6 protein-coding genes are annotated in these 5,792 nt (G+C 38.2%); 4 read left to right on the forward strand and 2 right to left on the reverse strand.

What is annotated here, in order from left to right:
• The first annotated feature begins 614 nt into the window (after positions 1-614).
• Positions 615-1,295, forward strand: a complete 681-nt coding sequence (locus AB1L17_RS31125) for a hypothetical protein (protein ID WP_412848805.1) — start codon at positions 615-617, stop codon at positions 1,293-1,295.
• Positions 1,296-1,345: 50 nt separating this feature from the next.
• Here the strand turns inward: AB1L17_RS31125 and AB1L17_RS31130 are convergent, their stop codons facing one another.
• Together AB1L17_RS31130 and AB1L17_RS31135 are read right to left on the reverse strand one after the other, a co-directional pair.
• On the reverse strand, positions 1,346-2,278 hold the full coding sequence (locus AB1L17_RS31130) for an ATP-dependent DNA ligase (protein ID WP_412848804.1): 933 nt from the start codon (positions 2,276-2,278) through the stop codon (positions 1,346-1,348).
• A 64-nt stretch (positions 2,279-2,342) separates the two neighbouring features.
• Positions 2,343-2,702, reverse strand: coding sequence for a type II toxin-antitoxin system RelB family anti-toxin (locus tag AB1L17_RS31135; RefSeq protein ID WP_412848803.1), 360 nt, complete (start codon positions 2,700-2,702; stop codon positions 2,343-2,345).
• Positions 2,703-2,834: 132 nt separating this feature from the next.
• On the opposite strand from AB1L17_RS31135, the gene AB1L17_RS31140 reads away from it, so the two are divergent.
• The 3 genes from AB1L17_RS31140 to AB1L17_RS31150 all read left to right on the forward strand — a co-directional run bounded on the left by AB1L17_RS31140 (position 2,835) and on the right by AB1L17_RS31150 (position 5,689).
• Positions 2,835-3,200, forward strand: coding sequence for a DGQHR domain-containing protein (locus tag AB1L17_RS31140; protein WP_412848802.1), 366 nt, complete (start codon positions 2,835-2,837; stop codon positions 3,198-3,200).
• A gap of 71 nt (positions 3,201-3,271) precedes the next feature.
• Entirely contained in the window at positions 3,272-3,829 is a 558-nt protein-coding gene (locus AB1L17_RS31145) for a hypothetical protein (protein ID WP_412848801.1), read from the forward strand.
• A gap of 321 nt (positions 3,830-4,150) precedes the next feature.
• Positions 4,151-5,689: a BMQ_0737 family morphogenetic spore coat protein gene (locus tag AB1L17_RS31150; protein WP_412848800.1), complete on the forward strand. Its 1,539-nt coding sequence runs from the start codon at positions 4,151-4,153 to the stop codon at positions 5,687-5,689.
• The last annotated feature ends 103 nt before the right edge of the window (positions 5,690-5,792 follow it).

Raw genomic sequence — 5,792 nt, forward strand, 5'->3', positions numbered from 1 at the left:
CTAACCGAGGGGGATTGAAAATGGCTCCCTTATTTTTAGAGAGATGCTGTTTTTACACAATTATACGGACTCAACTAGAATGGCCGGTCACGATGATTTGAACACTCAAATTAACTATTATTCTCATGCTAATCATTACATTAGTTCTCAAGTATATTTGCTATCTCAACAGAAGTATGAGCAAAATATTGGTAAACTCATTGGTCAATTTCCCAATGATAAGCAGCGGAATGCATACGATACTGGACTGATTTACGATTATTCTGATTTAACCCAGTTTCGTCAAGTCGAGTATGGTTATTGCACGGATCCATCCTTTCCAGGCAATTGTGTTGAGGACTGCAGAGTATGTGAAACTTCTTTTATCTTTAAACCTGCCGTCAACGAACTAAGCGAGGGATTGAAGTGGTTAGCAGAATACTCCAAAGTTATTAATCAGACAATGAATGAGACCGTAGAATATATGTTGTGTTTAACAAAAAGCATGTATTATGACTACAAAAATTTAGAATGTCAAAAATCCGCACAACATAAACTAACTTCTGCTTCATCGCAGCTACAGAAATTAATGGATCAAAGAGCAACTATGGAGGCTAATCGAATGAGGTATGAAAATGAGTGCTAATGATCATATAAAGAAAAGAGGTAGACCTAGAGAGATAGATGATAAGAAACTCAAAGAAATAGCGTTAAAAATTAAAGGCAAAATTAAAGGCCAAAAACTTACTTTTCTCTTGCTAGAAAAAGAAACTGGAATCGGTAGACAGACTTGGAGCCGCAGAATAGCTGACTACATTGAAGAAATTAATAGACCTATAAATAGAGAGTTCAGTGAGAGCGCGGGTGATGTATATTTTCCTAATATCGAAGACATTATGTCAAGAAACCACAACAATAAATCTAGAATAATTGAGGAATTGTACGAGTTTGAAATCATGTTTCGTAATATGCATAAAGAACTCTCAAAATTAAGAGAGATCAAGAAGGAACTTAGTAAATTAACAACAGCATTTGAATCGCAAAAAGATGAGCTTCTCAAGGAACGTAGTAAATCTTTGCATTACGAGGGACTATATAAGAAAATAATGGCATCAAGTTCCTATTCACACGTTCGGGAGGAATTGGGGTTAAAAAGCAATTTGATTGAATTTTCTGGTCATAATTCATCAGACTTAACCTTAAATGATAAGCAATTAGCAAAGATGTTTTCAAAAAATAGGATGGCTGCAAAAGAGCATACAACTCAGTTGAAGAATTTATTTCCAGACGTGTTTACAGAAAATGATCATGAGTGAAATGAAAAAAAGGGTCTTAAGATAAAGACCCCTTTTTGTTATGAGTATTTTTATTGGAATACACAGCTTGCGGGTGGAACAGTAACAAACGCTTGTATACTAGGCTGCCTTAGATTATGTCCATCAATCCATTCAAGATAACTTACTTTTACCGTTAATAATGGAGGAAGCCACTTAGCTCCGCGTGCTTTGGTAGGTACATTCTTAAATGGCATTCTATCTTGAATAATGGGGCTGATACCACTGGTAAGATCTCTCCAGTCTTTATTAGTTAACGTACCAGTACCTACACTTCCTATGTACCATAGTTGACCAAGATGATCATAAAGACCTAATAACAAAGAGTTAACAACGTTGTCTCGATAGGTCACCCCGCCAACTACAGCAATGAGGTCATTTTTTTTCTTTTTCTTTCTCCATCTTTGATCTTTACCGTTAATTACATAAGTACTGCTAAGATCTTTAAATACCACACCCTCAAGGTCATTACTTACAATCACTTCGAACAAAGAAGATGTCACAGGAAAGTTCTCAACTAGCTGAACATGAGAGTTTGGTCTAATAATCCTGGCAAGTAATTTCTGTCTTTCTTCCAGACAATATGTAGTAACCCATTTTCCTTCGAAAAAAAGTATATCAAATATCATGTATGTAACTGGCACTTCAGTTGATAGAGTCCCCAATTTACTAAAGCTTCTAATGCCATCTCTTCGCATTACTTCATAAAAAGAAGGTTTACTGTTTTTAAAAGCTATGATTTCACCATCTAATATCACTGAATTGGTCAAACAATAATCATCAATGTCAACTAATTCTGGGTAATGGCCAGTTCTTTCATTGAGTCGTCTGTTAAACAGTTGTGTTTTCTTATCAGTACTGTATGTTAATACACGAACTCCATCCCACTTTACTTGCCCAACCCAATTTGATCCCGTAGGGATATCAATTGTACTTATAGGTTCGAATGGCACTATTGGCTCCATAATTTACAATCCTTTTTTAGGATTTATTATGGACAATATTCGATATGCGTTAGTCATTCACTTCTTACCTTTTATTAGAATCAATGTTAGAGAATATCTCTTTAGAAATACGATGAACCATCAATATCTCTTCGTACTTACGATCTGCTAATAAAGCAGAGTGAATATCAAGAAGGTCATTCTTGTCTAACCTCTTAATGTTTGGATCTATATTCCCGAATTTAAGAACAAGTTCAGGAGAAACACGTAAAGCATGGATAATTTTCTCAAGAGTTTCTAACGAAATATTTCGCTCTCCTCTTTCTATTCCACCGATGTATGAGGATTGGAGTTGGGCTCGTTCGCCAAGCTCCTCTTGAGTCATACCCTTTTGCTTTCTTATCATTCGAATTTGCTCTCCAATAAGCTTGAGAAAATTTGACATTATGACCACCTCTCCATTCAGAGTAGGAGAGTCACAGTCAATATCACAGTAACACATACTATAAATTCCGTTGAAAAAGATACTAATAAGTACTATATTGACATAATAATAAGCTCTAAAGGAGTAAGAAAGATGAATACCTTAGCTAATCAGAGCGTCATTGAAAATGTAGTACAATCAAAAATGCGTGGAAAAGTAGTCTATCAAAGCAATATAGGTGCTGTTGATGCACTTAAACTGACCTACGTGAAACCGTATAATGATCCTTCTGGCAAGGGGTATCAACGGCCAGTTGATCAAAAGAGGTGCAAGGACTTTGCGACATATTTATCTAGGGGTGATGATGCCTTGTTTACTCCCATTCTGTTAAATGCATGCTCTAACTGGGAGTTTGCTCCATATGATCGTATGCGACCTACTTTTGGTCGGCTCTTATGTAAAGGAAAGGCTTCATTAATGGATGGTCAACATCGTCTAGTGGAATTAAACAATATTTAATCGAAACCAACTCGGAAATAACAATCCCATTTTTAGCATTTCATTATTTAGATGAAGATGAAGAAATTCAATTGTTTGATACAATTAATACAAAAGCTCGAGGTATAGGTTCCTCTCTTAGCAGATATTTGAGAAGGGATAATGATCACCTAAGTTGGGTAGCAACAGAACTCCTTACAAGAAATGATAGCCCTTTTATAAACATTGGCAGCATCATTGGGAGACGTACAAATGGAAAACATATTACACTTCAAAATTTGTACAGAACACTTTGCTTTTTAATGAAGGATCCATCCCTTTTTACTTTATCTCGTGAAGTGAAGCTTTTAATAGCATTGACATTCTATGCATGTGTTAAGGAAATTTTCATTGATGAATGGAGTGACTATAATAGTTACAGAATTACACATATTGTTTGTCTAGACGCACTTTCAATTTCAGGATCTTTCCTCTTTTCAAAATTATTAAAGGATAATAAACGGCCTATACAAAGAAATGATTTGTATAAGCACTTAAAAAAGCTAAAATTAGTTGATTGGTCGTCAGATGGTTCGTTGAAATATTTAAAGGGGATAACTGGCTCAAGAACGTTGGCATCAGATTTATGCGATCAGTTACTTAAAACTTGAATAATCAAATCCATAAAGAGTATGGAACGCCTCCTTCTCCAGTTTATATTAGAGAAGGAGGCATTTTAATAACAATTTGCGTAATCCAAACATGACTTGAAGATATTTTTATAACAGTAATGAAGCAGTGCCTCATTACTATATGCCTTGATTCAACGGCCCAAAGAAGATCAATAGGTTGATTAAAAGTAGAGAAATGTACTACCTAGTGCTTCCATTTTCAGCTGATACCTAATTTTCGTAAATAAGCGGAGATAAATGTATCCAGAGAAAGATGCCCTGAATAAAATGTGGACACAATCTCTGATTGGGGGTGTCGCAATGGCATGTAATAATTTTTTAGTAGCTAACGACTTTAACGTGTTTGTGTTAGGCGATCACATTCAAACTAACGTCGACTCGGAAGGGCGCGTCGCAGTTGGTGGTAATGCCGTTTACAATAATTTCAGTGTGGGAGCAATGCTTCCTGTGTCCACTACACGCCCAGATCTAATTGTTGGTGGAGATATGGACATCTCTGGGGGGACAAACTTTAGCGGTAATAGCGTAATTAGCTCCACAGGAATGGTTATTAATTACACCATGACCAACAATAACGGAGTCCCTGATCAGCCTTTGGTCGGTGATCCCATCGATTTTGGGGCTATGGACACTTATTTGAAGGCTATATCCCAAGCATACGCGGCACTTACAGATAATGGGACCGCAGTCGTTAACTTTGGGACGTTAACATTGACTGGGACAGATGCACAGCTTAATGTTTTTACCATTGACGGAACAAATGTTGCTGGTAGTGGATTGGCCTTGAACCAGTTGGTGGGGATCGATATCGTAGCTCCTGAAGGATCTACGATTCTCGTAAACATTCGTGGAGACAACGTGGGCTTCGGAAGTTACCAAATTTTCCGTAATGGGACAGCTGCGGACTGTGATGATGCTGCTTTTATTCTGTGGAACTTTCCGGATGCAACAAATGCCTTTCAAGAGAATATCGGCGTAGAAGGAAGCGTTCTTGCGCCTTTTGCCACCTATAACGGGATGGGAGGCAATATCGAAGGAAACGTGATGGTAGGTAATTTTTTCGGAGCTACAGAAACGCATAATTGTCTTTTTAACGGATGCTTGCCAGATATTGTTCCTCCAACTACAACACCCACGCCTACACCTACAGCTAGACCTACAATTACGCCGACTATAACCCCTGAGAACAAGAATATGAGATGTATTCGGATCCCTAAAATTTACGATTGGGCCGTTGATATGAATAGACATCGCGAAAAAGTAGAAGTACCAGAAAGGTGCCGTGCAGCTTTGGATGCAGCGATTCAGGCAGGACACTCCTTGAGAATATCTTGCTTGGAACCGATTATAATTCCAAACCATACCCCTTGGCTCTCTGTACGCTGTGAGTTAACCCGGATTCAACGTCCTGTTTTCGTCAATGTGAATGGAAATCAAGTCGAGGCTGGAGTTGCTCATTTTATTTTTTCCGTCACCGTTATCCTCCTTGTCTTTGATGAGACGGCAAACCGATTGCTTTGTCGTTTTCCTGTCACTACCCAGTTAGAAAACGAATTTGTACTCTGTTTGCCAGAACCACTGGGAACCGATAACATTCATTGTCGAATTACAGCAGTCGAGTGTAGACCCACGATGAATCCGCTTCTTGGTGGAAGGATTGAGATCGAGCTGTTTATTTGCGAAGAAGTACAAGTAGAGACGAATGTTATACTCGAAGTAGAAGGGGTCTTCTGTCATCCTCGTGGTCCTCTGCCTGTTCCAAATATTGAGCAGACATTCTCTTGCCCTATCGATATTCCACCTTCGCAATGTGCGAGTATTTTCCCTGTGCCAGGTTGATATGTTAGTCTCAACTCCTGAATACTGATCAAGTCCATATTTGTGTGTAAAATTGCCCTCGGTTAGAATGCCCCCTTCCGTCCCCCGAAGGGGGAGACGCAGG

It is taken from the genome of Brevibacillus jepli (assembly GCF_047229145.1).
Lineage (GTDB): Bacteria > Bacillota > Bacilli > Brevibacillales > Brevibacillaceae > Brevibacillus.